This is a genomic window from Bacillota bacterium, from assembly GCA_030705925.1.
Taxonomy (GTDB): domain Bacteria; phylum Bacillota; class Clostridia; order Oscillospirales; family Feifaniaceae; genus JAUZPM01.
The window spans coordinates 1-22,916 of the sequence record JAUZPM010000021.1 but is presented as its reverse complement, the minus strand read 5'-3'; the positions used below and the strand labels follow the sequence as shown (position 1 = coordinate 22,916).

31 protein-coding genes are annotated in these 22,916 nt (G+C 44.4%); 6 read left to right on the top strand and 25 right to left on the bottom strand.

Annotation, left to right across the window (positions count from 1 at the left end):
* Nucleotides 1–27: 27 nt before the first annotated feature.
* The 12 genes from Q8865_04925 to Q8865_04870 all read right to left on the bottom strand — a co-directional run bounded on the left by Q8865_04925 (nt 28) and on the right by Q8865_04870 (nt 6,564).
* The gene (locus tag Q8865_04925) at nt 28–552 is read right to left on the bottom strand and encodes a GNAT family protein (GenBank protein ID MDP4152773.1); all 525 of its coding nucleotides are present in this window, start codon (nt 550–552) and stop codon (nt 28–30) included.
* Nucleotides 553–574: 22 nt separating this feature from the next.
* Nucleotides 575–1,312: a CPBP family intramembrane metalloprotease gene (locus Q8865_04920; GenBank protein ID MDP4152772.1), complete on the bottom strand. Its 738-nt coding sequence runs from the start codon at nt 1,310–1,312 to the stop codon at nt 575–577.
* A gap of 47 nt (nt 1,313–1,359) precedes the next feature.
* Complete coding sequence (locus tag Q8865_04915) at nt 1,360–1,734, bottom strand: PH domain-containing protein (protein ID MDP4152771.1); 375 nt, start codon at nt 1,732–1,734, stop codon at nt 1,360–1,362.
* A gap of 71 nt (nt 1,735–1,805) precedes the next feature.
* On the bottom strand, nt 1,806–2,717 hold the full coding sequence (locus Q8865_04910; GenBank protein ID MDP4152770.1) for a hypothetical protein: 912 nt from the start codon (nt 2,715–2,717) through the stop codon (nt 1,806–1,808).
* A 74-nt stretch (nt 2,718–2,791) separates the two neighbouring features.
* A complete protein-coding gene (locus Q8865_04905; GenBank protein ID MDP4152769.1) occupies nt 2,792–3,640 on the bottom strand; it encodes a hypothetical protein in 849 nt (282 codons plus the stop codon).
* Between the two features lie 179 nt (nt 3,641–3,819).
* Nucleotides 3,820–3,963, bottom strand: coding sequence for a hypothetical protein (locus Q8865_04900; GenBank protein MDP4152768.1), 144 nt, complete (start codon nt 3,961–3,963; stop codon nt 3,820–3,822).
* Between the two features lie 54 nt (nt 3,964–4,017).
* On the bottom strand, nt 4,018–4,140 hold the full coding sequence (locus Q8865_04895; GenBank protein MDP4152767.1) for a hypothetical protein: 123 nt from the start codon (nt 4,138–4,140) through the stop codon (nt 4,018–4,020).
* The gene (locus Q8865_04890) at nt 4,137–4,466 is read right to left on the bottom strand and encodes a hypothetical protein (protein ID MDP4152766.1); all 330 of its coding nucleotides are present in this window, start codon (nt 4,464–4,466) and stop codon (nt 4,137–4,139) included. Before Q8865_04890 ends, Q8865_04895 begins: the two co-directional genes overlap by 4 nt.
* A 66-nt stretch (nt 4,467–4,532) precedes the next feature.
* Nucleotides 4,533–5,048, bottom strand: a complete 516-nt coding sequence (locus Q8865_04885; GenBank protein ID MDP4152765.1) for a hypothetical protein — start codon at nt 5,046–5,048, stop codon at nt 4,533–4,535.
* A 109-nt stretch (nt 5,049–5,157) separates the two neighbouring features.
* Nucleotides 5,158–5,757, bottom strand: a complete 600-nt coding sequence (locus Q8865_04880) for an HDIG domain-containing protein (GenBank protein MDP4152764.1) — start codon at nt 5,755–5,757, stop codon at nt 5,158–5,160.
* Nucleotides 5,757–5,900 (bottom strand): CPC_1213 family protein, encoded by a 144-nt coding sequence (locus tag Q8865_04875; protein ID MDP4152763.1) that lies wholly within the window; start codon nt 5,898–5,900, stop codon nt 5,757–5,759. Before Q8865_04875 ends, Q8865_04880 begins: the two co-directional genes overlap by 1 nt.
* Nucleotides 5,901–6,006: 106 nt before the next feature.
* Entirely contained in the window at nt 6,007–6,564 is a 558-nt protein-coding gene (locus Q8865_04870) for a hypothetical protein (GenBank protein ID MDP4152762.1), read from the bottom strand.
* Between the two features lie 543 nt (nt 6,565–7,107).
* Here Q8865_04870 and Q8865_04865 point away from each other — a divergent pair.
* The 3 genes from Q8865_04865 (at nt 7,108) to Q8865_04855 (ending at nt 9,013) form a co-directional block, all read left to right on the top strand.
* On the top strand, nt 7,108–7,572 hold the full coding sequence (locus Q8865_04865; GenBank protein MDP4152761.1) for a hypothetical protein: 465 nt from the start codon (nt 7,108–7,110) through the stop codon (nt 7,570–7,572).
* Between the two features lie 406 nt (nt 7,573–7,978).
* On the top strand, nt 7,979–8,212 hold the full coding sequence (locus tag Q8865_04860; GenBank protein ID MDP4152760.1) for a hypothetical protein: 234 nt from the start codon (nt 7,979–7,981) through the stop codon (nt 8,210–8,212).
* A 189-nt stretch (nt 8,213–8,401) separates the two neighbouring features.
* On the top strand, nt 8,402–9,013 hold the full coding sequence (locus tag Q8865_04855; GenBank protein MDP4152759.1) for a hypothetical protein: 612 nt from the start codon (nt 8,402–8,404) through the stop codon (nt 9,011–9,013).
* On the opposite strand, the gene Q8865_04850 is transcribed toward Q8865_04855, so the two are convergent.
* Nucleotides 9,014–9,514 carry a ubiquitin gene (locus Q8865_04850; protein MDP4152758.1) on the bottom strand — a complete coding sequence of 167 codons (501 nt, stop codon included), beginning with the start codon at nt 9,512–9,514 and terminating at the stop codon, nt 9,014–9,016.
* Nucleotides 9,515–9,630: 116 nt separating this feature from the next.
* On the opposite strand from Q8865_04850, the gene Q8865_04845 reads away from it, so the two are divergent.
* From Q8865_04845 to murI, 3 genes are all read left to right on the top strand, one after another.
* A complete protein-coding gene (locus Q8865_04845) occupies nt 9,631–10,194 on the top strand; it encodes a flavodoxin family protein (GenBank protein MDP4152757.1) in 564 nt (187 codons plus the stop codon).
* A 36-nt stretch (nt 10,195–10,230) separates the two neighbouring features.
* Nucleotides 10,231–10,740, top strand: a complete 510-nt coding sequence (locus Q8865_04840; GenBank protein MDP4152756.1) for a GNAT family N-acetyltransferase — start codon at nt 10,231–10,233, stop codon at nt 10,738–10,740.
* Between the two features lie 97 nt (nt 10,741–10,837).
* On the top strand, nt 10,838–11,614 hold the full coding sequence (gene murI / locus Q8865_04835) for a glutamate racemase (GenBank protein MDP4152755.1): 777 nt from the start codon (nt 10,838–10,840) through the stop codon (nt 11,612–11,614).
* A 71-nt stretch (nt 11,615–11,685) separates the two neighbouring features.
* Here murI and Q8865_04830 read toward each other — a convergent pair whose 3' ends face one another.
* The 12 genes from Q8865_04830 to Q8865_04775 form a co-directional block, all read right to left on the bottom strand.
* Nucleotides 11,686–12,084, bottom strand: coding sequence for a hypothetical protein (locus tag Q8865_04830; GenBank protein MDP4152754.1), 399 nt, complete (start codon nt 12,082–12,084; stop codon nt 11,686–11,688).
* A 22-nt stretch (nt 12,085–12,106) separates the two neighbouring features.
* Entirely contained in the window at nt 12,107–12,259 is a 153-nt protein-coding gene (locus Q8865_04825) for a hypothetical protein (GenBank protein ID MDP4152753.1), read from the bottom strand.
* Nucleotides 12,260–12,385: 126 nt separating this feature from the next.
* Nucleotides 12,386–13,834, bottom strand: coding sequence for an ATP-binding protein (locus Q8865_04820; protein MDP4152752.1), 1,449 nt, complete (start codon nt 13,832–13,834; stop codon nt 12,386–12,388).
* Nucleotides 13,821–14,504, bottom strand: a complete 684-nt coding sequence (locus Q8865_04815) for a response regulator transcription factor (GenBank protein ID MDP4152751.1) — start codon at nt 14,502–14,504, stop codon at nt 13,821–13,823. Before Q8865_04815 ends, Q8865_04820 begins: the two co-directional genes overlap by 14 nt.
* 14 nt (nt 14,505–14,518) lie before the next feature.
* Nucleotides 14,519–15,055, bottom strand: a complete 537-nt coding sequence (locus Q8865_04810) for a ubiquitin (GenBank protein ID MDP4152750.1) — start codon at nt 15,053–15,055, stop codon at nt 14,519–14,521.
* Between the two features lie 439 nt (nt 15,056–15,494).
* On the bottom strand, nt 15,495–17,207 hold the full coding sequence (locus Q8865_04805) for a ferrous iron transporter B (GenBank protein ID MDP4152749.1): 1,713 nt from the start codon (nt 17,205–17,207) through the stop codon (nt 15,495–15,497).
* Nucleotides 17,204–17,542: a FeoA family protein gene (locus tag Q8865_04800; GenBank protein MDP4152748.1), complete on the bottom strand. Its 339-nt coding sequence runs from the start codon at nt 17,540–17,542 to the stop codon at nt 17,204–17,206. The genes Q8865_04805 and Q8865_04800 overlap by 4 nt, the downstream gene beginning before the upstream one ends.
* 237 nt (nt 17,543–17,779) lie before the next feature.
* Entirely contained in the window at nt 17,780–18,463 is a 684-nt protein-coding gene (locus tag Q8865_04795; protein MDP4152747.1) for a DUF3800 domain-containing protein, read from the bottom strand.
* Nucleotides 18,464–18,525: 62 nt separating this feature from the next.
* Complete coding sequence (locus Q8865_04790; protein MDP4152746.1) at nt 18,526–19,179, bottom strand: hypothetical protein; 654 nt, start codon at nt 19,177–19,179, stop codon at nt 18,526–18,528.
* 24 nt (nt 19,180–19,203) lie between these two features.
* Nucleotides 19,204–20,157, bottom strand: a complete 954-nt coding sequence (locus Q8865_04785) for a D-alanyl-D-alanine carboxypeptidase (GenBank protein MDP4152745.1) — start codon at nt 20,155–20,157, stop codon at nt 19,204–19,206.
* A gap of 196 nt (nt 20,158–20,353) precedes the next feature.
* Nucleotides 20,354–21,943 (bottom strand): S-layer homology domain-containing protein, encoded by a 1,590-nt coding sequence (locus Q8865_04780; protein ID MDP4152744.1) that lies wholly within the window; start codon nt 21,941–21,943, stop codon nt 20,354–20,356.
* A gap of 14 nt (nt 21,944–21,957) precedes the next feature.
* Nucleotides 21,958–22,916 (bottom strand): Ig-like domain-containing protein (locus Q8865_04775; protein ID MDP4152743.1); only part of this gene is annotated, 959 nt, incomplete at its 5' end.

Sequence of the window (22,916 nt, the reverse complement as noted above, 5' to 3'; positions counted from 1 at the left end):
ATCACACTGTCAAGCATATCTACAGCATCAAAATTTGTCCGGGTCAAAGTCGCCCCGCATGATCTGCATATAATAACAGCCCCATTTTTCCTCATGGAAAGGAAAGACCTCTTTAAAAAACTTATATTCTCTAAACCCGATTTTTTTATAACAGCTAAACGCCGCGCCATTATTGTCAAAGACCGCCAGCGTCGCCTTTGAAAATCCGAGGATATCAAACGCATTCTGTAATGCGAGCTTCAGCATCTCCTTGCCCAAGCCGTTACCCCTGACCTTCGGGTCAACTATTACATGCCCGAAATGCACGCTGTTCTCACTGTAATCAATTTTATCGAACAGGATGTGTCCCATAGGCACCCCGTTTTCATCAACTGCCGTAAACAGCAGGCTTTTTTCATCTTTATCGTGAAAATCCTTGTAATTATGCAGCTCTTCCAAAGTTAGCGGATACTGAAAATGGTTGGCACACCATTTGACAAAGGAAGACTCATCTTCCATCCATTTTATTATATATTCCGCGTCTGCGTCTTTATAAGGTCTAAGTCTCTGCATATCAATACTCCGTTCTAATTTATCAGTGATTTATTATCCCAAGTATTATCATTATCTGTGACGGCGCCCCGATCAGAAAATGTATTATGACAGAAGTCCATGTATTTTTCGTCTTTGCCGCCAAATGTGGCATCAAAACCATCATCGGGAACATCATGACAAGCGGCTTCCACCCGAAAACAAAATGATAAGTGCAATGAAAGAGGGCATTCATTATAACCGCATAACTGCCATAGCCTGCGGCAAGCTGTCTTGGCAGGATACAGCCGCGCCAGAGTGTCTCCTCGCCCACATAATTGAAAAAGAAAAAGACAGGCAGAAACAGCGCAAACCACAACTGGCTTTCCTTAAGGGGCGATACCTCGATCGGCGAAATGCTGTAAAGCGAATCAACTGTAAGCGCTCGGTCAGTAAGCATCATGATAATGATGATGACGCCGCACAGGATAATGGAAATCATAAATCCGCCAACCGTCGTCAGGATGTCTTTTTTCGTAAGTTTCCTAAAATTCAACCGCTCTGTTATACTGCGAAGATCCATCTTGCAGCCTTCTTTTTTAAGAAGGAACCATGTCACAGCAAACATCGGCAGAAACAGCACAAACGAGCCTGTGAACATCCATACTATGTACTCTGTTGCCCCGGTAGAAGCCGCTATCGAAGGCACCAGCAGTTTTATAACGATATAGAACCACACGCCAAACAGGGCAAAAATTAAAAAAGATTTGATAAAAGAGATCGGTTTTATTTTTTCGCGCATTGTAAGTCACTCCATATGATGATGTAAAGCTTATTTACTTAACATACTTACAGCACATAACTGCCTATAAGCCTGCTCAGCGTCTTGATATCGAAACTGCCTTTGAATTCAAACCTCACCTTTCCAAGTCCGGTGAAAAACAGGTCAAGCTCGCAATCGAGGTCGAACGTGCCGGCAGTTTCCACTGAAAATGCCTGTACCTTGCTGTACGGCAAGGTAGTGAAGTCTTTTTTTGTCCCAGTCAAACCCTGTACGTTTACAGAAATGATCCGTTTGTCAGTGAAGATGACCATATCACGGATCGCCTTAAACGAGGCAATTATCTTCTCTCCGTCGACCAGTATCGGCGAGCATAAGTCTGACCCTGTTTTATTGTCGACAACTGTAAGTTTAAATAATGCCGAGTTCTGAAAATCTATCATTTTCTAACTCCTTTAAATAATTTATTGATTCTTGTCTGCGCTTACAAGCTTTGAAGTCTTTCCTCTATCTGCTACACAAACCTATCCTTCAGGTCCTGAAGCCTCGACCTGTACTCGTCCGGAGAAAGTATGCCCTTTTCAAGCAGTTCGTCCAGCTGCTTTTTCTTTTTCACAAACCCGGCCTTTTGGCTTTCCCCACCCAGATCGCCGGTGTCCAGCTCAGTTTCATCCTTCACCTCAAAAGCCTTAAAGTCAGGCTGAGGAAAAATGCTGTCAGTATCGTATCTCTTCTTTCTGCGCATCATAAGGTACCGTACAGCGACGATTGCGACAAGCACGGCGGCGATTATCACCGTCAGTGTATTTTTCAGCTTCGAGGCGCTTTTAAAAACCGTCTGCGTGTAATTTATATTGTCGACAATACCGTCAAACTCCGCTTTCATTTCATCGGTGATACTGTCCTTATAGCTGTGGAAAGAGAGGGTTATATACTGACCATTCACGATCGTGATATACTGCCTTAAATACTCTGCCGCGTCCCCGTTTTTGACCGTGCAGTCCAAAACAAGGTAATCCATCTGCTTATTTGAATGTTCTGCTGCGCTCAAAGTGCTGCCGCCCGTCAAAGCGTTCAGATATTTATTTTTCGTTTCCTCAAGGTTGTTTAAAAGCTTTCTTGTGCTGTTCGCCGTATTGTTTTCACGCATCGTGAAATCAAGCTCAATGCGCCTGTCATTATCCAGACATATAAGATATATTTTGTTTTTGACCATGTCGTCCTTCAAAGACTGACCGCTTTTATATAAAGCCGCCGCATCCGGGTCGTTCAATGCGGAATCCCGTGTGAATGCCTTCCACCCGTCCGGAACGCTTACGTTCATGTAAAGCTCATGCAGACTGACCGTTTTGCCCTCAGCGTACACGCATGACAGAGTGCTGAAGATCAATATAATGGCAATTAACGCGGAAAGAAGTTTTTTCAAATTGAGCCCCTCCCAAAATAAAACTGCTATTATTATCGAATCAAAGCTGCCCGCCCTTTAACCAATCCTTGCAGTCATTTCTGCACTTTATCCCTTAATTCTTCAACTCTTTCGCGATATTCCTTACGGGTGATCACCCCTTCGGCAAGCAGTCCGTCAAGGTCTTTCATTCCGCTGTCCCACATCTTCGTGTCAACGGGGCGGATTTGGGCTTCCTCTTTTTTCTCGCGGTGTTTTCTAAGAAATTTGATAATCAGTTCGACTAAAACTGTACATATAACTACTGTCAACAGCTCGGTATAGTTAATCGGCTTTTTATATTCGTTTATTTCCGCCTTTGAAAAGCTGACACTGTCAACGATGCCATCGCACTGGGCTATCATCTCATTCTCCATATTACCGGGATTACTATGGAAAGTGAAGGTTATCTTTTGTCCGTTTATTCCAGTCATATACTGCCTTACGAATGTGGTTTTTCCCGACTCGGGAAGAGTAATATCTGTTACGGAGTATGTAATGTCACCCGACACATGTTCATTATAGTCGAGAAGCTGCCCCCCAGCTTTCTTGGTTTCTTTTTTTAATCTCTTCACAAAGTCATCCTGGTCAAGCAAGAATTCAACTGTGGAAAAATGCTTATCCTTCTTCATGCTGACATCAAGCTCTGTCTTCTTGTCTTTTGAAAGGCAGACAGCATAAAAATCCTGTTTCATTTTTTTCTTCAGTTCGGCTGGGTCCACCTTCAAATCCGAGTATGCCGGGTCGTTCAGATCAAAGCCTTTTTTGAAGACATACCAGTCGTCTGGAACAGGAATGCTCATATAAAGCTCAGGTATTTCTACCGTTTTATCCTGCGCAGAAACACTCGCCGCCATAAGGATAATTAAAAAAGAAGCCAAAATAACCGAGCATACTTTTTTCACGGTCGTCACCCCAAAATCGACAAAACTTCACGATATAAATATACCAGCATGTTTCAGTGCTGTCAACAAGTGGTTAACACTAAAAGCAGGAGAATTTACCTATTCCGAAGCGGTTGCCCATGCATAACAAAACGGCAGCCGGATACCGTATCTGACCGCCGTTTATAATATATTCAGATTTATTTCAAAAACTTCCTGCTTGCACAATGAAAGAGGTGAAAATGTGCCGGGTTTTGATCGAACCATAAAAGCACAGCCGCAATGCCGGCCGCAGCAGAGAAAATCAGCAAAACCTTGAGAATGAATATGTAAATTTTTTTCATTTTATCACCCCAAAACCTTTCTTTATTAATAGTATATCTGTATATTCAATATTGTCAATAAGCGATTAATTCTACAAAAATTGAATAGTTATTTCTTTTGACCCCATCATATCTCACTTTGCGCTTATAACAAAAACGGCAGCCTATAACCGCCGTTTCTTTAATTAATAGAATCATCCGCCGCCCTCCGGCAAAGCCTCTTCCTCCTTTTTCACATTTCCCTGCGCATGTTCCCTGTGCCCTGGAAACTGTCCGACCTCGCCTTTTTCACTCGAGTATATCTTGTCTTTGTATTCGTCGTTTTCCCCTCTCTCGGGGAAATTTCGCCTGTCTGCTTCCTGTTGATACTCTTTTTTCTCATCTGTTCCCTTTGTGATCTTCTCAACAGTCTGCCCCTTTGCATCGTCTTTTTTCAAAGAATCCGTCTTTTCGGTTTTAACGCATCCGGACAGCCCCAACAGGACAGCCATTGTTAAAATACCACATATCGCCCTTTTATGCATATTATCACCCCGGAAATAATTCTCCCCTGTAAATATATTCAAAAAAATCAGGCATATCGCCTGATTTTACTCTCTATTACGTGGAAGGCTGTTATTATATGTTTCCAGATCTTCGCTTAGCGGCATTGCCATTCTGAAATTTTCAATGATCTTATCATTATCACTTATAACAACTACAAGGCTACTGTCCATCGGAACGATTTCGATGCTTGCAAGCGGATGCTGTGTCGAAACCGGATTTGCCCAATACCCGTCATATTCAGGATCGGGCAGGTCGTTATCCAGTATTTCGCTTAGAGGAATATCTTTTTTAAATCCGGACAACGCACCCCAGATCCACTGAAAATCTTCTTTTTCAATCATGCTGCTCAAGCTTTCCCCGCTCATCCAGCAATAGGCATTTTCAAAAAGTTTTTGCATTTCAAGAGAATCCGGATAACATTCGGCATAAGAAATCAGCCAATTATAGTTTTCCTGAGCATTATTGATTGCTGAAAACACTCTGGACAGACGGGTGTAAAATATCTCTCCCTTTTGAAGGATAGCGCCTTTCATAAAATCACCCCTTTTAAGTAATGACATGCAATAATTATATTACAATATGCCATTAATTGGAATTGTTTTGAATTATTTTTATAAAAAAATCAGGAAAGGCGCTCTTACGAACGGCTCTCCTGATTTACGCCTGATTTTATACTTTTGCCTCTTCACAAAGGTTTAAAAACTGTTTGATGTTCGCCTCTTCCTTCTTTTCGTCGGGATCGAGCCTGCCAAGGCGGTCGCAAAGCCCCATCAGGGCAATGTCGTTTACATTGACTTCTCTTTTCATCTCCGGGACATCTGCAAATGGCAGTCCCTTTACAACAAATAATAGCTGCATATGCCAGCGGATAATAGCGCAGACTTTATTTATAAAGTCGTCATCATTATTATAATACTGTCGCAGAAACTCTCTCGCAAGCCTTGCGCCTACGACCTCATGCTCATATGCGGTATATCTGCCGTTACGTATCCTCGTCGTGTCCGGCTTTCCAATATCGTGAAGCAGCGCTGCCCACATGAATACCCTGCTTTCACTGCTTTTGTCTTTTCTTTTTGCCGCCTCGTCGATGACAAGCATGGTATGATTCCAGACGCTGCCCTCCGGGTGATGGAGCGGTGACTGTTCGGTTCCTTTAAGCCGTTCCAGCATCGAAAACGGAAAATCTGTGAAATTTTCAAAGCTTTTAAAAAATAACGACGGGTTTGCGTCTTCATACAAATGCTTTTCCGTCAGTGGAAATAAGTCCATTATTTATCATCAGAGGTGACCTTACTCGTCACCATTGTCCTTGAGCTTTCAGCTTGGGGGTCGTGATTGATGTGTTTAGAATGGAATGTTCCGTCTTCTTTTTTATGATTTTTTGTTGATTTTTTCTTATTACTTTCGCCCACTTTGATTCTCCTTTTATGATTAATTATTTTTATTATCTGAAAACGTAGGCATTTTATTAGTAAATGAATAAATTAACAATGTACTGTAAAGTATTTTAATTTTACATTATGCTTCGCCAAAACCGGTGTAAACAGACAGCTCTTTGTCCATCGCAAGGCGTGTTATACGCCAGAAATCGCCTTCTTTCGATACTGTCAGCATTGCATTATAATCTCCGGCGCTTCCTGCCGATGTTTTTGTGCTGATCAAAAGCCGGATAAGGTAATCGCCGCCTTCGTTTTTGATGTCGACGATCTTAAAGCTGTCCACCCACGGGCTGGACACGCCGGTTACCCAGTTTGGATTGTTTTTTTCAAGCTGTTTTGCATATTCGTCACGAAGCTTTTTTGCCATCACGGAATACTGCATCGCAGCGCTTCTATGCATCAGTCCGGTCGCCCAGACGGTCGCGGCATCCTCAGGCTTGCAGACGCCGACATAGTCCATCGCATCCATCAAAAGCCTCGAGCGAACCTCGTATTTGTCCACTTCGGCAACGGCTTTGACGACGCTTATGTATTTGAAATCGAAAAGATAGCCCGCCGCGTTGAGCAGCAGCGTGAGCACGATAAATGCGCTTATGAATATCAGAATAAGCCTGTTTGTGCTTTTATTATATGTCATATATTTTCCCCCAAAAAATTGATATTAAAATATATGACAAGCTTTGGCGCAACATTCCGTTTTGCAAGTTCTTTGCCCACATGTCTATTTTAAGTGTTTTGCACAAAACCATATTTGAAGACACCAATCTGGTCGGCAACCAGCTCTTACGCTGTAAGATCCTCATGTTTTTGTCTGTTTCTATTAGATATTGGAAATTTTTAACACTCATTTTGTTTTTTTGTTGACCGTCAGGAAAAAAGCGGATAGAATGGATATATCATAAAAATAATGGGGATACTTCGCTGTATCCTTAAAATTTTATACTGGATTTTTCCGGGCAAAAATTTCTTGACTTACGCTTGAGTGTAATGGCAAAAAGCATATTATGTCAAAAGTGCAAGAAGAAAAAAGCTTATTAACAATATCAGTGACAACTGCCTCCCCCATCCCGCATATGCATATACAAAAGGGAGCGAACGCACTGTTGCCGCCCGGAAAAGTTAATTTAAAATAGTAAGCTGAAAGTGAATCACTGTATTTTCATTAAAGAGGTGCTTTTTCGTGAATGTCTCAAAGATATCCATAGCCGAAATCGTCATCGCCGCCGCGATATTCGTTTCATCCATCATCTCGTTTTTCACTCTGAGCCACCTCTTTCTGATACTCGATATAGTACTATTTCTGCTGTTCTTCTCACTAAACGCCTACTTCGAATATAACAGAGGCGACAAAGAACATGCGATCTTCTATTTTGCAATATGCATTTTCATGTTCTTTATTATAATAATTGCGCTTTACACGACGATCCGCATGGCGGGCATAAGCATACCCGTGCTTATCCATAAAAATATGTATCTTGCCGGCATCATTCACCTGCTCGCAGTGCTATTCTGCCTGGTCGGCGGCATCTCAAAACTGAGTTCTGACAAAACAGACGGGATAATAATCCTCGCTTTCACTTTTCTCGCGTTCGCCATCAGCTTCAAGGATTTCATGATACCGCTTATAAACAGGATATTCTCGTAAGAACAACGACAATTAAAAAAGAGCGTCATTGGGCGCTTTTTTTTATTAAAAACTTTTAATATATTTTAGTGGAATAACTTTCTCAAAAAGCAGAAGATTTTAACCTTACGGCGGTTTACGACAAATTTCGCACTTGAAATAGTTTAATATGACAAGTGTAAATACCAAGATGCCTTATCGACGAATACTTTTCCGATGTAAAAAAAATACGATATGATGACCCCCGTAGACATTAAGCTGTATGCGCAAAAAGTTATTCGAACAGGTAAGTCCCTTGTCTGAATAATTTTCTCACGAAATAAATACAATGATTTTTGAAACATCTTGCTTTTAGTTTATTCGGTTCGCCGCTCGCCTAAAGAAGCGGCATCGGCGGTTTAAAGCCGCCGCGATCAGAGGAGCAAGTATGATTAGAAAGATGTTTGATCCAACCGGCGACGACATTACTGATTTAAGTGAACAGCTCTTAGGAATCGACACTGCAGAAGGCATTCTTTCGGATCGTGCGGATGAACAGGACGGGGAATACGTCGGCGATCTCGAGGATTTTAAAGACACTGACGATGACAGTGAGGACTTCAGCAAATACTTTGACGACGAAAAATATAACGATGATTACGACATAAATAATTACCGGTAAAATGCTTGAAATTAACATTAAAGGGAAACTTTGTTGAATATCTGCAAAAGTTTCCCTCTTTTTATATGAACTTTCAGTCTTTTTAACTGAAAGAATTTACTTGTTTGTGCGGCGTATGTTATAATTTTGACAATTGGTTTTGGTTATTTTATAACTATTTACCAAATATATACATCCTGGAGGCTCGACATGAACAAATTGACCGGCATAGTATCATCCTCCGCGGTAACAGCCGCAACCGCACTGTTTGCGCTTGGCATATTGCTAAGCGACCAAAATTTATCATATTTTGTCTGCATACTGCTTTCGTGGGGGTTTATCCTGCTTGTATGCAGTTTCGCGTCAGAGGTTTGCTTTGAAAACAAGGCGCTCGCATACGGCGGCATCGCGTTCTCATGTATCTACGGCGTTTTTGTAACTCTTGTCTATTTCATTCAGCTCACGACAGTCGCAAATGGAACCGCGTCGCCTGAAATTCTAAAATTTTTGTCTTACACGACACTTGGAAGCCCTATGTTCAATCTTGACCTTTTAGGGTATGGGATGATGGCAGTCTCAACGTTTCTGATCGCTTTTTCACTGCATATCAAATGCGCCGCGGACCAGTGGCTCAAAGCACTGCTCATGATACACGGCATTTTTGTTTTCCCCTGCGTTCTCAGCCCCATGCTGAATATTTTCAGCATGAATATGAAAAACGGAGACAGGATCGGAAGGATAGCCCTTTTGCTCTGGTGCCTGTACTTCATTCCGATCGGGATACTCTCCACTTTTCATTTCGTCAGGAAACAGCACAACTGATCATATAAAGCGATAGGAAAACCCGCAGAGGACGCCGAGAAGCATTACCGGGATAGTGATCCAGAAAGCGAACACTGAAAACAGTATCAGCAGGATGGTCGGGAACTCCGCTCTCTTTCTATCCCCCTTGAAGACGACGAAATTGCTTTTTAGACAAAGCTTGATAATCTTTTTGCAGTAAAATGCAAAGCTTTTAACAAGATCCGCGAAGGTCGTGCCGGAAGCCTGACCACAGTTATTCGCTCCGTTTGCACTGTTTGCGCCGCTTGCGCCGTTTGCACTGTTTGCACTGTTTGCACTGTTTGCGCCGCCCGCAGTGCTGTAATAACCCGTGTTCTCTGTTTTTGCAACGGCAACCGGTTTTCTAACCTTTCCGTTTCTCTCAAGATAGATCAGCGCCTCGAGAAGGTCGCCGCCTGTCGCCTCTAATGCCGCCTTAGCCTCATCATAGGTCACGTTCACCTTTTCACGCAGTTTTTCCGCCTGTTCTAAATTAGTCATTTTTATCTCCTCCGTATTATTTTTCTTCTGTGACTATATTCTAGCAAAACAGACTTTAACGGCTATTTATAAAACATTAAAATTTGATTAAATTAACGTTATGTAAAGGTAAAAATATGTCTGAAAGTGTAATTATTATTAACGGCAGTTTACGAATTAACGGAAATACCGACAGACTTATAAAACATATCCTGAAAGGCGCCGAAAACAGTGCCAGCACTCAGGAAGTCATCAACCTTCGGGAATTGAAAATCGGTAATTGCGCCGGATGTTACAACTGCCGAAAAAATCACGTATGCCCTATCCATGACGACATGGATAAGATCCGCCGGAAGATCGAAAAGGCCGATCTTCTGCTGTTTGCCTCCCCGCTCTACTGGTGCAGCGTTACTGGCCTCATGAAGACGTTTATCGACAGGCTGTTTTTCTATTATCATGAGGACAACAAAGCGCTGATAAGAGGCAAAAAAGTGATAACGCTCACCGTTTTTAATCAAAAAGACGCAAAAAAAGAGACAGATCTGCTGAATGAGTTCTATAAAAGGCTGTTCCACGCGATCGGGCTGAGATATGTAAATTCATATGACTTCAGCGGTTTAATGGACAAAGACGGGTTTATAAACAATGACGATTATCTTGCAACTTCTTTAAAGATCGGAACAGAGTTTGATAAGCTGTGACCTGGTTGTCCGAACAATACCAAGTAAGGAGCCATTATGTCAGACATCAGAAAAGCAGATATAAGCATGGCGGGCGATCTCGGCTATCTTCAGGCAAAAGCATGGCAGGCCGCCTATACAGGGATAGTTCCCGATGAGGTTCTTAAAGAATACACTCCCGAAAACAGGGCGGCGGTCTTTAAGAAAAATATGCCCGAAAAGCCGGAGGAATATTATGTTCTTTACATCGATGACAAGCCTGCCGGATTTCTCATTTTAGGGACGTCTCGTGACAAAGATGTAAAGCCCGGCACAGGTGAAATCGACGCTTTGTATCTTCTCTCCGAATACTGGGACAAAGGCTTTGGCACAAGGCTCATGCAGTTTGCGATAAGCAGACTGCGTGAATTGAACTATAACGATATAACCCTCTGGGTGTTTGAGAAAAACACACGTGCGATAAGGTTTTACGAGCGGCAGGGATTTTCTTTCGATAGTGCAACGATGGTGCTTACCCTTGGAAAGCCGTTAACAGGTATAAGGTATAAACTTTGCGGGGACGTCTAAATAAGGCGTCCTTTTGATTTAGCTTCAAAAATTGATTTACCGCAAAACATGGTATATAATATTTAAATTGTAAAGATTTTTGTTTTGGAGAAATATAATGCGGATAGGTTTTTTTGATTCTGGCATTGGCGGCATAACAGTATTGCATGACACACTTAAAATACTGCCAAAAGAAAATTATATATATTACGCCGATACATTAAATGTCCCGTATGGCACAAAGCCGAAGGATGAAGTCAAAAAGTATATTTTCAGCGCCGTGGAGTTTATCGCTAGGCAGGAAGTCAAGGCGATAGTCATTGCCTGCAACACCGCCACAAGCGTGGCGATAAAAGATTTACGGGCAAAATACAGCATCCCGATAATCGGTATGGAGCCTGCTGTAAAACCGGCTATTGAGAAAAACAGCGACGTAAATAAACGGGTGCTGGTTACTGCCACAGCTTTGACGCTGAAGGAGGAAAAGCTCAAAAACCTTATTGCAAGACTTGACAGCGACCATGTCGTCGACCTGTTGCCCCTTCCGGGACTGGTGGAATTTGCCGAGAGGCTTGAGTTTAACGAGGAAACAGTGTTTCCCTATCTTAAAGAACAGCTCTCAAAATTCGATTTGAAAAGCTTTGAAACGGTCGTTTTAGGATGCACCCATTTTTCCTACTTTAAGGATATGTTTCGAAAAATATTTCCGTCCAGCGTCGGGATAATCGACGGGAACACCGGAACCGCAAAAAATCTGAAACGTACCTTAAAAAAAGTCGGACAACTTAATGAAGGCTCGGGCAATGTCACTTTCTATAATTCAGAAGCTGAGGCTGACGATGCCCAGCTTGAAAAATTCAGTATGCTGTTAAAAAGGCTCGATTCTATCGGATAATGAAGCATAAACCTGCACGGTGCCAGATAATAAAAATCGGAGATGTCTCAGTCTGAGGCATCCCCGATAACTTATAAATTATCAACTATATTGACAACGTCGATCTGTAATTCTTCGATAAACTTAATCAGCAAATCAAATGTTTCCTCAGTTAATCTGCCTATAACCGTAAAATCTGTTTTTTCTTTATTAAAATAATAAAACTGTTCTGCTTTTATAAATCCCGATTTTCTATTGCCATCCGTCATATCTTCTTGATTATATGTAATAGGAAAATTGCCGGGATAACTTAGTTTTTTTCTCTTTTGCTCTTCATTTTTGAAAGACGACATAACGTTACAGACAATGTCGTAGTCTAACCCTTGAATACTTTCAGAAACATCACTTAAAACTACAAACGAATGTCTCGACAGATCCACTCCGTTATGTTTAAAATTGTTTACTACGATAATGTCTCCCGTTTTACACATCTTGATGCCCTCAGATTGTCTGTTACTTTACTATTATTTTGTTTTTACCCAAGCGGACATCATGGCTTAAATCAAGCGGTTTAACGTCACTAAGTGCCTTTTTTGACGATGCAACTATAGAATTTTTCTTATTAACTTTACTCATATCGAGCGGTTTATAACTTTTATTTTCCATAGCCGCACCTCCATTAATATAATTCATTTTCTAATATTATTATATATTATTATTTTGAGAATTCAACAAAATTTCAAAATTTTGCAAAAAGGGGATGTCTTTCGGCGAGACATCCCCATACTATTTTTATTTCGCCAAACTTTTCTGCGTTGCGGGAAGAACTATGCTTATCTTCGTGCCGATCTCCTCTCGGCTGAGCACCTCCATGTGCCCGCCATGCCGCTCGGCAATCCACTGGGCGATCGAAAGCCCAAGGCCTGTGCCGCCTGTGGCGCGGGCGCGTGACTCGTCGGCACGGTAGAACCTGTCGAATATATGAGGCACCGCGTCGGGCGGAATGCCTATGCCGTCGTCGGTGACGGACAGCACTGCCTGCCCCTCTTTTTCAGAGACGGCGACGGAGATGTGTCCGCTCGCCGGCGTATATTTCATTGCGTTGTCGATCAAAATCCTCATCGCCTGTTTGATAAGCCCCTCGTCCGCCATGACCGAAACGGGGCTGACCTTACAGTCAAAATCGTGACCGCCGTCTATCATCTTCGTTTCACGGGTGATATCTGTGAGAAGAGCGGCAAGGTCTATTTGAACGATACTGAGCGTCATTGTGTTGTTATCACCGCGGGCGAGGAACAACAGCTGTTCGACAAGGTTTTTCATATTCGACGACTCATCCTTAATCGCGTCTATCGACTCTTGAAGCGCCTTTTCGTCGTTTTTGCCCCAGCGATCGAGCAGGTTCGCATACCCCTGAATCACGGAAATAGGCGTGCGCAGCTCATGCGACGCATCGGACACGAACCGAACCTGAGCGCGGTATGACTCGTTTATCCTGTCCAACATACCATTTATCGCCATCGCAAGGCCACGGAACTCCTCCTGCACGCCGTCTACCGGTATGCGGGTGTCGAGCTTTTCGGCGTCGATGCCGTCGAGGCGGCCGGCAAGCTTTTGCATCTCTTCGGGGGTATAGCTGCGGTTTGCTGTGTTGAGGCTTTGCGCCGCATGGGTCAGTTGTGTGATGGGGCGCAGTGTCGAGCGCAGCATCTTGGCGCCCCATAAAATGCTTGAGAAAAGCATCAGTATCTGCCAAATGAGCAGTATCAGCAGGACGTATTTTATCGTCGTTGCAAACCGCCCGAGATCGACCGAAACCCGGTACGGAACGCTGTAATAATTCAAATCGACATTATATCGAAGCGAGTTTAGGTTTCTGAAAAAGCCCCTGCCTGTCTGTGTTTCTTGAAATCCCCTCACACCTTCAGCGGTGTTTTTCGGGAATACCCAGCGAAGCAGCTTTGGAATCTTTAACCCGTCATGTGCAACCGCAAGCTGGGACACTGTTGTCCCAGTCGTCTCAAACCAGACTGTGGAACTTACGTCCGGCAGTCCCGACCCTTTGACGACCTCGGCTGTACTGCTGACAGTCCGCTCGGAATAGACCATGAAGGATAAAAACCCGCCTGCACAAAGGATTAAGTCCATCGTCAAAAAGAGTGAGAACAGGCGGAAAAAGAGCCTTGTGTTCAGCTTATATACTATGGAAGAGCGCACCTTGACATTCTTATTGTCCGCCATCTTTAATCACATACCCCACTCCGCGGACGGTGGTTATCAGCTTGCAGCCGAACGTGTCGTCAATCTTCGAGCGAAGAAATCGTATGTACACGTCGACGGCATTGGTCTCACCGTCAAAGTCAAAGCCCCACACGTTATCCATCAGTTCCTCGCGTGTGACAACAATGTTCTTGTTTTTAAGAAGGTAATACAACAGGTCAAATTCACGCTTTGTAAGGTCGACCTCTTTGCCGTCCATCGTAACGGTGCGGCGGTCGTCGTCAAGCGCAAGGCCGCCCGCGGTGAGGATGTTCTCCCCCTGCGTGACGGTCTTTTTTCTGAGGGCGGTGCGGATTCTTGCAAGCAGCTCTTCAATCGCGAAAGGCTTGGTGACATAGTCGTCCGCCCCGTGGTCAAGCCCGGCGACCTTATCCATGACGGAGTCGCGGGCTGTCAGCATAATAACAGGAACGTTAGAGCTGCGGCGAAGCCTGCGCAAAACCTCGATGCCGTTAAGCCCCGGAAGCATGATGTCAAGCAGAATAAGATCGAACTCTCCGCTTTCCGCAAGCGTCAGCCCTTCCCTGCCGTCCGCCGTTTTTGTAACGCTGTACCCCTCGTAAGACAGCTCCATCTCAACGAAGCGGGCAAGCTTTTCCTCGTCTTCAACTATAAGAATCTTCGCACCCATAATATCACCGTTTATTATTTATTTTCAGTTATAGATTTTTTGATTTTGTCTGCGGTGTTTGCCACAGCGTCCATTGCGCCGTTGACCGACTCCTTTTCAAGGTCAGGTCCTACGAAACGATAGCGCAGACCAAAGAAGAGTCCCACGATCAAAAGCGGAATAGTGAGCCAGAACATGAACAGAAGCATTATCACCGGAACGATCACCGGCACCGAGGCTTTTCTCTCGCCGTTTTTCGTAACAACGAATGAATTTGTCATGCCCTTGTGCAGTATCTTCAGGCAGAAGCGACCAAAACGCCCCATAAGATCGCCAAAGCTCTCGCCGCCGCAGTCTTTTTCATCGCCACTGGCTTTGACCTCGATGATCGGCGCCTTCTGTTCACTGCTGTAATATCCGCCGCCGTCAGGCTCGCTTACTTTGCCCTTCTTCTCAAGATATATGAGTGCGTCGAGCATATCGCCGTTTGCTGAGTCAAGTGCCTCTTTCGCCTCATCATATGTTACGTTTGCTTTTTCACGAAGTTTTTCAACTTGTTCTAATGTTGCCATTGCTAATTCCTCCTTGTTTTTCTTTCATGCCCTTATTCTATCAGCAAAGGCTTTAACAGCTATTTATAGAAGATTAAAATCAGATTAAAATTATTGTATATTATTATAATCTTCATTTCAATGCCTTTATCGCTGTAAAAAGCAAAATAAAAAAGACCTTCCAAGCGGATGGCCTTTAATAGCAAGTAATTGCCTGAGCATGGTGACAACACATATCACTTACCTAGAAAACGGCATGTATTCAGGACTTACTGTTAACTTTACCTAAATTATATACCCGACAAAACTAACAGTCAATAGCTGCTTAAAAATTTTTTCAGCACCAATCGCCTTAACGTGATGCTATCAAATAGCACTTACCTCGAACATGGCACAGTTTAAGGACTTACTGTTGATGCTGTACTATTATGTTATTCGCCCGCCTTCCCCGTTATTCAAATCATGACAGATTCAGCGCCGAAAATACAAAATGCAGCAGTGACGAAACCACAACGGTGACGGAAAATATCAGCCCCATTATTTTCAAGGCTGTTTTTGCCCCAAGCTCACGAATCAGCGTGAAAAGCGAAGCGATGCAGGGCATTGACAGCACAAGGAATATGCAGGCGATGATGAACTGATATGCGTTAAGGTTAAGCGGCACAAGAAGCGCAACCGAGGCGTCTTTCCTTAAAAAGTTCATGAACATGACCGGCGCGATCTCAGGCGGAAGCCCCATCAGCACTTGTACAGGATACCTTATCAGATCGGTAAGGAAGCTCAGGACGTGGATGGCATTCAGGATATTCATTAAAAGCACGCCGATAGCGATCATCGGCAGGACCTCTTTAAAATATTCCGCTATCCTGATCCAAAGCTTTTTTGCAAGCAGGCTAGCCGACGGGATTCTCACGGCGGGAAACTCGGTGAAAAACTCCGGCGAGTCGCCCTTTTTATACAGCTTGTTCATTGCAAAGTTCATCAAAAGCGCAAGGGCTATCAGTATGCCGTAGATAGCGGCGACAGTCAAAACGCCATAGCGCATACCAAGCGAAACGATCATTGCGCTTTGCGACAGGCAGGGCACGCTCATAAAAATAAGCGTTATGGTGAGAAGCTTCTCACGGCGGTTGGTAAGCCCCCTTGTCGCCATGAATGCCGGCACTTTACAGCCAAGCCCCAGCATAACTGGGATAGAGGAATAACCGTGCAGCCCGAGCTTGTGGAAAAACCGATCCAGCACAACGGCAAGGCGCGGAAGGTATCCGAAATCCTCTAAAAATCCGAAAATGAAATAGAAGGAAAAGAAATAAGGGAAAACCTGCACAAGAGCGATATAGACGCCGCTTGTAAGTATCCCGAAGGACTGAAGCGGGTCTGCCGACGTGCCGACAAGAAGCTCTCGTATCACGCCGTATGGTATCTTTCCGACGATGCCCTGGATGAAGGGGTCGTATATTTTTGTGTAAAACGGGTCAAACAGATAATTTATTATGCTTTCGCCCATGAACCTCACGATCACAAGCGTCGTGAACAGGATGACGACGGCGGTCGTTATGCCGCCGACCGGATGCAGGGTAAAATCGCTTATGCGTTCAAGCAGCGTATGGTGCCGGTGATGAAGCTGCTGAACCGAGCTAACGATGTCTCCGATATAATTCCAAAGTTTGTCCGGCTCAACCTCGACGCCGCTGACTTTCGCCCTTTCTATTGCGGCGATAAGCTCGGATATGCCCTCACTGCGCAGGGCGCTGACGGTGACGACCGGAACGTCAAGAAGCTTTGAAAGCTTTGCCGCGTCTATCGTGATGCCCTTATGTATCGTATCCTCCCAGAAGTTGAGGCAAACGATCATCGGTTTGCGCTTTTTGATGAGCTGAAGCGTGAGGCTTAAGTTGCGCTCAAGATTCGTCGAATCCAGTACATTTATTATTATATCTCCCTCGTCGATAAGCTGGAGGGCGATCTGATCTGTTTTTGAAAAGTTCTCAAGCGAATATATCCCCGGCCCGTCGATTATCTCATATTTTCTCTCGTTATAATCAAAGTTTCCCGACTCTGTCTCAACCGTTGTTCCCGAATAGTTAGCGGTAAGCATCCCTATCCGGGTTATGCGTGAAAACAGCAGGCTCTTTCCGACGTTTGGGTTTCCGATAAGAACGATTTTCTTCATTGATAGCCTCCCAAATCGAGGGGCCTCACAATGATTTTCTGCGCCGTGTCATATCCGACCGCAAACTGCACGGAACCCTTTTCAACGATAACGGGGCCTTTTGCAAAGATGGAACTTTTTTTGGTGATGACCACCCCGGGGACTATGCCCATCGCCTCAAGCTTTCTTATTATCTTGTTGTTGTGGTAAAGCTCGACCACTTCCGCTGACTCTCCGTTGCTTAGCTGTGAAATGTTTATTTTTGCGTCTTTCGAATTGCTTTTTTGGTTTTGCGTCTTACTCTCCGGAATATTCCTGCCTGCATTTCGCGGCCTCCAGAATATTAAGGACATCATACTCTTCCTCCAAGCTTTTCTAATGATTCATTATCCAATTTTAGTATATTTGTTAGTTAAGTCTAACATTCTCTGCAAAAAAATTATACGTTTCCGTACATTTCTCTGTTTCTACATATATTATAATACCCGTAAAGCTAAAAAACAATTCAATTGAAGAAGATTTCTAAATATCTACGAAACCATCAAAATATCTGCTTAAACGAGCGCATAAATTGTTAGTTTAGCCTAACATCTTCAAAGGGGCAGATGAAAAAACCCGACGATATACCCGCCCGCCTGCATATGCCGGATCTCTTCGCTGTAGTGGCCGCCGGTTATGATGTTCGAGTAAAATATGTTTGAGAACACGTCGGCTATCTGGATTAGCTTGTTGTTTTTGGAATCGAAGTATGTGACAGAGATGTCGTCAGCGATGTCCCTGCTTGTCGAAAGCCCTGTCATCAGAAATTCTTCAAGTTCATACTTCAAAACCGATTTCACGTTCCGTTCGTCGATATTGAGATACCACGTCCTGTCTGTCAACACCTTCATGTCATGCAGAGCCGCCAACGCCTGCGACAGTGCGAAATTGAAAGCCCTTGCCTTGTCTTTGTAAAAGTTATGCCCGACCTTTGCGCCGTCGATGATAATAGGAAAAAGCTTGAAATGCCCGTTCCTGCAAAAGAAATCTATAAAGTCTTTCTTCATTTCTGGCGTGAATGAATGACCCTTGAGCTCAAGGAACTTGTCCCCCAAAAACATCTTATTCTCCCGATCGGTGTTTTTCAGCGTGAACATATTCTTTTTTACATACCTTATGTAAACCTTCCTCAGCGTCTCGGGGTCGTTTACAAGCAGTAAGGAAATAACGAAATATCTTTCATTTATATTGTTGATTTCGGACGCCATACTGCCCGATTCGTCTATATATATAAACAATAAACCATCCTCCGGTAACAGTGTATACGATATTATAACACGGCGGCGAAAATAAACAAATATCAATAAATGATCTTCCTTGATTTCAGATCGTTTTTTATCTTTTCCCCGGCGGTCTTCACAAAATCGTCCGCCATATTTTTATCGAAATATGGATGTTCCCTCTCCACGGGCTCTCTCTTGCGGCTGTAAAAAGCCTTCATATCCTCAATTCTGCGTTCAAAAGCGTTTTCGGGGTAATATGAGAAAAAGCGGTTTTTAAATGACGTTATCCCTTTGAATATCGAAAATGCCCTTAAATTCGGGTCGTCTTTAAGCTGGAGAAATTCGGTGTCTACCCAGTCTTCCCTGATTTTTTGGTTTAGCTCCTGCAAGCTGCCAAAACTATCTATATTTTTGTCCCTGACCGGATAATAGACGAGCGCCTTCCAAAGTTCATCGGTGTAAAGATGAACATAATACCCTAAATAAAACGATGTGTCCGCGCAGACATTATTTCCAGCGAGATATTTTGTGAAAAATTCGTCCATACGGCTTTTCCTCGTCTGCGGCTCTTGCCAGTGCGTTATGTATTTCGGCGGTTCATACCGCCCGCCGCCGCAGGGGGTGCCGCAATCGGGGGCAATGTTCCCGACAATAAAGCTTTCAGCGTCAGTATTTTTTATATGATCCAAGAGTCCGTCAGCGACCCTCAGATGAACGAACCATAACGGCATGTCGTCCCCTCATTCCGTCATTATTTATGGCAAGTATTTATTATATATGTAAAAAGCGTCGTCAAAGTCGAACTGCTCGGTCTCGTGGTTCCCGTTCGCGCCTGCCGTAACGAGGATATAATCGTGGCCGTTCTTTTCGGCGAGGCTCGCAAGGCAAAGCCCCGCCGCCTCGGTATACCCGGTTTTGCCGCCTATGATAGCGCCGCCGGTGAAATCGGGGTCTTTCATGCTGTGGAACACCGTACTGTAGAAGGTGACGCCGCCTTTATGCTTGTTCGTTGGCGACGCCGAGTATTTCGTCGAGGTGAATATTTTCCTGAACGTATCGTTTTTTAGCGCATACTTCAAAAGCATCGCCATATCCTCGGCTGTGGTGTAATGCTCAGGGTCTTGAAGCCCTATCTCATTTGTGAAATGCGTGTTTTTCATCCCAAGCTCCGCCGCTTTTTGGTTCATAAGCGCCACAAAAGCCTCACTTGAGCCGGCAACGCTTACCGCAAGGCTTTTCGCCGCGTCGGCGCCGGAGGGCAGCATCGTTCCATACAAAAGGTCAATCGCCTTGACCTTTTCGCCTGGCAAGAATCCCGCCACAGAGGCGTTTTTACTGTTTATTTCTTTAAATATATTCGCCGGAACAAGTATCTGTTTTTGCAAGTCTGGCGTCTTTTCGATTGCCAGAATCGTCGTCATTATCTTTGTGAGAGACGCAGGATAAGCCCTGTCGCCGCTCGCCTTTTCGCAGATGGGCGTTCCGTTTTGAAGATCTATCAGAACGGCGTTTTTGCTGTTTATCTCATCGCCGAGCGTTATGATTTTCGGCTTTGCCTGCTCAGCCTCGGCGGGAACTTGCTTAAATGTCTGAACAGCCATGCCCCAGACCTTATGTATCCCTAATGCCGCAAATATAAGTATCAATATTATGATAAGCAGACAGCCTATACGCCTCGTGCGCACCGACCGCCTTGTACGTTTTTTCATTCACCCTGCCCCTTGTGTCTTAATAGTCTGTCTTTTATTATAATACATCAGTCTGCCGCAATAAAAGGAATTTTTCAGTTTTTGTAAGTTTTTTAGTAAAAACAAGCTGACCAGGCAATCATGACATTATGTGTCCCGTTTTATCACCTTTTATAAACATTAAAAAAGGTCAGAGCCGAAACTCTGACCTTTAAACCTATTTACTGTTTTTAAAGAAGTTTGTAAGCATCTGAGCAGTCTCGGCTCTTGTTGCAGTGCCGGTTGGATTTATCGTCCCGTCAGTGCCGTTGATATAGCCGTTTGCCGCCAAAAGCAGTATATCCTGTTTTGCGTAATCCGCCGCGCCGTCTATATCGCTGAATGTTACTTTCGAGGTGTCGGCTGTTTTATCAAGCAGACCGAACGCATCGAGCGTTCTCGCAAAAAGCACGAACATATCCTGACGTGTAACGTCTGCGGCCGGGTCGAATTGTCCGTCTGAACCCGTCGCTATGCCAAGCTCTTTCGCTGTTGAAACAGCGCTGGCATAATAGGCGCCCGCATCAACGTCGCTGAAATTATCGCTGCCCTTTTTGTCGCCCGCAAAAGCCCTTACGAGCATCAGTGTGATGTCCGCGCGGTCGATTTTGTTTTCCGGCGCGAACTGACTGTCTCCAACGCCGTTTACAACGCCTCTCGCCGCCATGTATTTTGCGGCGCCGTCATACCATTTGCCTGTTGTATCGGTGAAACTCGTGTCGTTATAGAACACTGCTACATTGCCGTCGACTTCACCGCTCCACTTGACGTTTCCGTCTTTGAAATTACTGCTGGGAAGGTATTTGACCGTGCCATCGTCATTGATTATGCCGGCAACGAGCAGGTCTGGGTTCTGACCGCTTTTCGGAGAGCACGGAACAGAAGTCATCTTTTTCCCGCATACAGGATCGCCATATTGATGGGGCAGCTTTGTGCCGCCGACACCTGTACTGATGTCACCGCCACCGGAACCGCCGCCGCCTGAACTGCCACCACCTGAACTGCCACCGCCCGAACCGCCGCCGCCCGAACCGCCGCCGCCCGAGCCGCCACCGCCGGAGCTACCGCCGCCCGAACCGCCACCACCAGAACCGCCGCCGCCGGAGCTGCCTCCACCCGAACTGCCGCCGCCTGAACCACCGCCGCTAGTGCCGCTGACCGTAAAACTTACATTATTTGAATAGTTATTGTTCTTGCCAACCTTTATAAAATAGGTTCCGGACAATCCATCGCCCAATATAAACATTTGAATGAATTTTCCATTTACCACAAAGGTCTTTCCTGTTAAAGTTGGGTCCGTTTCGCCTTGTTTAAAGACATTGTATTGTACCAGTCCGTTCTGCATAGTAGTTGTGCCGCTCATAGTAAAAGTATCTCCAGTTTTAACGCTTGTCTTATCAAGTGAAACCGTATACTGCGCATTATCTTTCGTGCTGTCGACCGTAAAATCAGCGGTCGCAAAGTTAGTGCCGCTTCCAACGCGCACCTTATAATCGGTTCCGTCTGACCAGTCGAACGGAATCACCATATAGAGATCCTTCGTATCCCCATCAGGATTGTTTACTTCTTCGGTCATCATGGTGGTTTCATTTCTTACGATCAGTATGCTGTAAAAATACGAATCCGGCGCCGTGACCGTCATATGGATACATTCGCCCTGTGTATATACCGTTTTATCCAAAACTACAGAATAGGCGGAAGCCGCAGATACAGGGATCGCACTGATAATAATGAAAAGACTGATAATATAAGCGATATATTTTTTCATTTTAAACACTTCTTTCATTGCTCAAGCCCGAAGGTGATCGGCAAAGCCAGTGGGACAGACACATAATTTGGTTTTTGAAAGCAGTCTACAACCATGATGTCAACTAATTCATCGTCGCTTAACGGATAACTCACCTGGTTGGAACTATAACAATCCACTTGCTCCAGCTCAAGGTATTTGTTGAATCTCTGAACGATCAAGGTGAACTTTGCGTAAGCTGGACCGGAATAGTTCGGATTGTCCTTTATATTGATATTAAGATTATATGTTCCGTTGGCAGGTTTGCCTCCGTCTACAACGATTTGATAGGGCATTTTATCTGCAATATCATCAGACTTGGAAACGAAATTGATGTGATATGTTTTCGTGCGCAGCCCCTCAGAATCGCTGACAGTAACGGTGGTTGTTCCGGGAACCGCGCTTGCCGGCGTGACTTTGACATTCATGCCCTGCTCGGCGGTATATGTTACGCTCGGCGGCACTGTCGTAGAATCGGGGACAACAACACTATATTCTGTTTTGTCTGTCGAAAAGCCTATATCATATCCGCTAACGCTGATTAGGTTAACATAGGCCCCAACGTCGATATTGCATGTGGCAGTCAGGTCAGCAAACGAGGCAGTAATCACGGAAGTGCCACCCGAAAGGGCATTTAATTTTCCGCCGGTGGCGACTGACGCGACGCTTTGATTCGAAGATGTCAATTTACTGCTTGCCGTTACATCGATTTCAGTTCCGTCTGAATAAGTGGCAGTTACAGTCAGCCCTTGGCTCTCACCGACCTTCATGCACGGTTTCGAGACAGTAATTTTGATCCCGGTAGGCTTATATTGTATGAATGAGTTATCCTTTGAAAAATACAGATTGCCGTCCTTGTCAAATTCGATTACTTTTGAATTTGTAAAATTTACTTTTTGCAGCAGCGTTCCGGTATTCAGATCATAAATGCCGTTTCTGCCTACTACTTGACCAG

What these genes read in the sequence shown, in the direction of transcription:
- Q8865_04805 (MDP4152749.1), bottom strand. Translation starts at nt 17,207, where the DNA reads ATGAAGAAAATCGTTCTTATCGGAAACCCAAACGTCGGAAAGAGCCTG.
- Q8865_04810 (MDP4152750.1), bottom strand. Translation starts at nt 15,055, where the DNA reads ATGGCAACATTAGAACAAGTTGAAAAACTTCGTGAAAAAGCAAACGTA.
- Q8865_04825 (MDP4152753.1), bottom strand. Translation starts at nt 12,259, where the DNA reads ATGGAAAATAAAAGTTATAAACCGCTCGATATGAGTAAAGTTAATAAG.
- Q8865_04885 (MDP4152765.1), bottom strand. Translation starts at nt 5,048, where the DNA reads ATGTCATTACTTAAAAGGGGTGATTTTATGAAAGGCGCTATCCTTCAA.
- Q8865_04880 (MDP4152764.1), bottom strand. Translation starts at nt 5,757, where the DNA reads ATGGACTTATTTCCACTGACGGAAAAGCATTTGTATGAAGACGCAAAC.
- Q8865_04790 (MDP4152746.1), bottom strand. Translation starts at nt 19,179, where the DNA reads ATGCCGTTATGGTTCGTTCATCTGAGGGTCGCTGACGGACTCTTGGAT.
- Q8865_04780 (MDP4152744.1), bottom strand. Translation starts at nt 21,943, where the DNA reads ATGAAAAAATATATCGCTTATATTATCAGTCTTTTCATTATTATCAGT.
- Q8865_04830 (MDP4152754.1), bottom strand. Translation starts at nt 12,084, where the DNA reads ATGTGTAAAACGGGAGACATTATCGTAGTAAACAATTTTAAACATAAC.
- Q8865_04800 (MDP4152748.1), bottom strand. Translation starts at nt 17,542, where the DNA reads ATGATGTCCTTAATATTCTGGAGGCCGCGAAATGCAGGCAGGAATATT.
- Q8865_04840 (MDP4152756.1), top strand. Translation starts at nt 10,231, where the DNA reads ATGTCAGACATCAGAAAAGCAGATATAAGCATGGCGGGCGATCTCGGC.
- Q8865_04895 (MDP4152767.1), bottom strand. Translation starts at nt 4,140, where the DNA reads ATGATTCTATTAATTAAAGAAACGGCGGTTATAGGCTGCCGTTTTTGT.
- Q8865_04785 (MDP4152745.1), bottom strand. Translation starts at nt 20,157, where the DNA reads ATGAAAAAACGTACAAGGCGGTCGGTGCGCACGAGGCGTATAGGCTGT.
- Q8865_04820 (MDP4152752.1), bottom strand. Translation starts at nt 13,834, where the DNA reads ATGGCGGACAATAAGAATGTCAAGGTGCGCTCTTCCATAGTATATAAG.
- Q8865_04815 (MDP4152751.1), bottom strand. Translation starts at nt 14,504, where the DNA reads ATGGGTGCGAAGATTCTTATAGTTGAAGACGAGGAAAAGCTTGCCCGC.
- Q8865_04855 (MDP4152759.1), top strand. Translation starts at nt 8,402, where the DNA reads ATGAACAAATTGACCGGCATAGTATCATCCTCCGCGGTAACAGCCGCA.
- Q8865_04900 (MDP4152768.1), bottom strand. Translation starts at nt 3,963, where the DNA reads ATGAAAAAAATTTACATATTCATTCTCAAGGTTTTGCTGATTTTCTCT.
- Q8865_04845 (MDP4152757.1), top strand. Translation starts at nt 9,631, where the DNA reads ATGTCTGAAAGTGTAATTATTATTAACGGCAGTTTACGAATTAACGGA.
- murI (MDP4152755.1), top strand. Translation starts at nt 10,838, where the DNA reads ATGCGGATAGGTTTTTTTGATTCTGGCATTGGCGGCATAACAGTATTG.
- Q8865_04920 (MDP4152772.1), bottom strand. Translation starts at nt 1,312, where the DNA reads ATGCGCGAAAAAATAAAACCGATCTCTTTTATCAAATCTTTTTTAATT.
- Q8865_04850 (MDP4152758.1), bottom strand. Translation starts at nt 9,514, where the DNA reads ATGACTAATTTAGAACAGGCGGAAAAACTGCGTGAAAAGGTGAACGTG.
- Q8865_04915 (MDP4152771.1), bottom strand. Translation starts at nt 1,734, where the DNA reads ATGATAGATTTTCAGAACTCGGCATTATTTAAACTTACAGTTGTCGAC.
- Q8865_04870 (MDP4152762.1), bottom strand. Translation starts at nt 6,564, where the DNA reads ATGACATATAATAAAAGCACAAACAGGCTTATTCTGATATTCATAAGC.
- Q8865_04925 (MDP4152773.1), bottom strand. Translation starts at nt 552, where the DNA reads ATGCAGAGACTTAGACCTTATAAAGACGCAGACGCGGAATATATAATA.
- Q8865_04890 (MDP4152766.1), bottom strand. Translation starts at nt 4,466, where the DNA reads ATGCATAAAAGGGCGATATGTGGTATTTTAACAATGGCTGTCCTGTTG.
- Q8865_04860 (MDP4152760.1), top strand. Translation starts at nt 7,979, where the DNA reads ATGATTAGAAAGATGTTTGATCCAACCGGCGACGACATTACTGATTTA.